Origin of the sequence: uncultured Thiodictyon sp., from assembly GCF_903828115.1 — a bacterium.
Lineage (GTDB): Bacteria > Pseudomonadota > Gammaproteobacteria > Chromatiales > Chromatiaceae > Thiodictyon.
The window spans coordinates 1-3081 of the sequence record NZ_CAIKKU010000648.1; the positions used below are offsets into that span (position 1 = coordinate 1).

The window sequence follows — 3081 nt, forward strand, 5'->3', positions numbered from 1 at the left end:
GCACCCCAGAGTGCATCGCTTCTGCGATTTCGATTACGACAACGACAACGACAACGACAACGACAACGACAACGATTGCATCGATTGTTGTTGACTCGCTACTCAGCCGCCGGCAGCCACTCCTCATCAAGGATCTCTTCAAGACGATAGGGGCACGCAACCGGAAAGAGGTGCCGCTCCAGATCCGTTTCAATCACCGCATCATGCACCGCCTTGCGATAGACCTTGGTCACACCGTCGTCATCCAGGAGCGTGCGCAAACTCGGGGACTGCTCCAGCAACCGTTCAATCGCGGTACGCTGATGGCTGATCGTCAATAACCAACTCTTGCCGCGACGCTCCGGTTGAAATTGATGCTTGAGCAGGTGCAGGAGCAACACTTGCAGCCGACTCAACAGCTCCCGACGCTCACTCGCACTCATGCCCTCCAATTCCTCGGCGATATGTTCGACGTCGAGTTCAGTCAGCTTGCCGGCCCGCAGCAGCCGGGCATTCTGCAAGGCCCAAGCATGGAAATCGGCTTCGTAAACCACTGTCGCAGTCATCGCTGTCTCCAGAAAATGGAATCCGGCCAGGGAGATCGGGGCCGCGATCCCGATCAGGATCGACTCAGGAGGCGGCCTGCGCCGCGCTCTTCACCGGGCGCCGCGTGCCGATCCACTCGACCTGGCCCTGGAGCCTCGCCGCGGGCTGGTCGTCCGGCTGGGCCTCGATCTGGGCCTGGATGGCGGTGATGGCGACGGTGTTGACGATGTCGGTCACGGTACAGCCGCGGCTCAAGTCATTCACCGGCTTCTTCAAGCCCTGGAGGATGGGGCCGATGGCCACGGCCCCGGAACTGCGCTGGACCGCCTTATAGATGTTGTTGCCGGTGTTCAGGTCCGGAAAGATGAAGACCGTCGCGTGTCCCGCCACCGTGCTCTCCGGCATCTTGGCGGCGGCCACGCTCGCATCGACGGCCGCATCGTACTGCATCGGACCATCGATATGCAGATCCGGCCGGCGCGCGCGCACGATGCGCAACGCCTCGCGCACCCGGTCCACGTCCTCGCCCTTACCGGAACTGCCGGTCGAATAGGAGAGCATGGCAATCAGGGGTACGACGCCGAAGGCCGCGGCGGTAGCGGCCGAGGAGATGGCGATGTCCGCGAGCTGCTCCGCGTCCGGGTTCGGATTGATCGCGCAGTCCCCGTAGACCAGCACCCGGTCCGGCATACACATGAAGAAGACGCTGGAGACCTGCTTGGTGCCGGGCGTGGTGCGGATCGTCTCGAAGGCCGGCCGGATGGTGTGCTGGGTGGTGTGATTCGCACCCGAGACCATACCGTCGGCGTCCCCACAGTAGACCATCAGGGTGCCGAAATAACTCACGTCGACCAGCACGTCATGGGCCATCTGCTCGGAGATGCCCTTGTGCTTGCGCAGTTCATAATAGACCCGCGCATAGCGCTCCCGGTCAGGGGAGGTCGCCGGATCGATGATCCGGACCCCGTCGAGCTTGATGCCGAGTTCCGCGCAGCGCCGCGCAAGCCGCTCCGGGTTGCCCAGCAGGGTCAGGTCCGCCACCCGCCGCAACTGCAGAATCTCTGCCGCGCGCAGGACGCGCTCGTCGCCCCCCTCCGGCAGCACGATGCGCCGTGGGATGGACTTGGCGCGGCGGATCAGTTGGTACTCGAACATCAGCGGCGTGATGCGCTCCGAATGCCGGACACTGATGCGCCCGCGCAGGTCATCGACGTCCACGTTGGACTCGAAGACACCCAGGGCGGAGGCGATCTTGCGCCCGTCGCCGGGCAGGATGGTCGGCTCGATGCGATTGACGTTGAGGCTGGCCTGAAAGGTATCCGTCTTCACGCTCAAGAGCGACAACTTGGTGCGCTCCAGCCCCCCCAGCAGCCGCAGGACGCTGGGGGCCGGGTGCTGGCCGCCGGTCAGCAGGAGCCCGGCCACCCGCGGGTAGGACGAGGAGGCCTCCGCCGCCAGGCTCGCGAGGATGATATCGGAGCGGTCCCCCGCCGTGATGATCAGGCAACCGTCATCCAAATGCTTCAGAAACTCCGGCACCTCCATGTCCGCGACCTGGTAGCTGGTGACCACCTGGTTCAGCGAATCGCCCGCCCCGCTCAGGCACTCGGCCCCCAGGGCCTGGCCGATCTCCCCCACCGTCGACATCCGCAGCGTCGGCTGCTCCGGCAAGACATAGACGCTCTCGGTCGGGGGCATCAGGGCGAGGGCGCGCTCCCGCACCTCGTCCAGGTACTCGGGCGAGACCCCATTGATAATGCTGGCCAGCACGTCCCCGCCCCGATGGCGCATGAACTCGTGGGCCATCTGCAGGGCCTGCACGGCCTCGGGGGGACGGCGCCCGAAGCCCCTGACCACCACCACCAGGGCACAACCCAGGTTGTTGGCCAGGTCGGCATTGAAGTCGAACTCCAGCGACGGCACCAGACCGCGGAAGTCGGTCCCGGAGACCACCACCAGGTCGCACTCGTCCTCGAGGCGCTTGTACTTGTCCAGGATCAGCTTGAGGAACTCGTCGTATTGCCCGCCACCGATCAGTTTGCGCGCGACCGCGGCGGTGCAGCCGTAGAGCATCTCCGGGGGAAACGGCAGGTCGTAGCGATCACGGATGAGCGAGGTCAGGTTGTCGTCCAGCGGCCCCGTGGCCACCATCGGGCGAAAAAACCCCACCCGGCGGTTGACCGCATAGAGCATCTCCATGAAGCCCAGGATGACCGCCGCCTTACCGCTGCCGGCGCTGGCCCCGGCGATGTAGACACTTTGCATTACTGCTCCTCCGCGAAGATTGGGTCGCAGCCCGGGGCCGGTCGGCCCCTATGCTGCATTGCAGCAATTGTCGCACATCATCACAAAAACGTGGGTAAGAATCTTCCCGGGCACGCCGCGGCGGCAGGGCGCCCCGTGCAACGACAGACGTTTCGGCGCCATTGGTTGGGGTACAGCGGGCACCAAGTTGCGGGGGCGTGGCGTCCGGCCGTCGGCCTTGATCAATAAGCCGGCCGCGCGCCGGTGCGGCAACCCGTCGCGGCCGGGGGGCCGCTCCTACGCCGTCGGAGC

2 protein-coding genes are annotated in these 3081 nt (G+C 65.2%); both read right to left on the minus strand.

The features are described from left to right. Window positions 1-98 precede the first annotated feature (98 nt). Window positions 99-545, minus strand: a complete 447-nt coding sequence (locus tag QZY48_RS24560) for a DUF29 domain-containing protein (protein ID WP_295436016.1) — start codon at window positions 543-545, stop codon at window positions 99-101. Window positions 546-609: 64 nt separating this feature from the next. Further along, window positions 610-2790, minus strand: coding sequence for a phosphate acetyltransferase (gene pta / locus QZY48_RS24565; protein WP_295436018.1), 2181 nt, complete (start codon window positions 2788-2790; stop codon window positions 610-612). Window positions 2791-3081 lie beyond the last annotated feature (291 nt).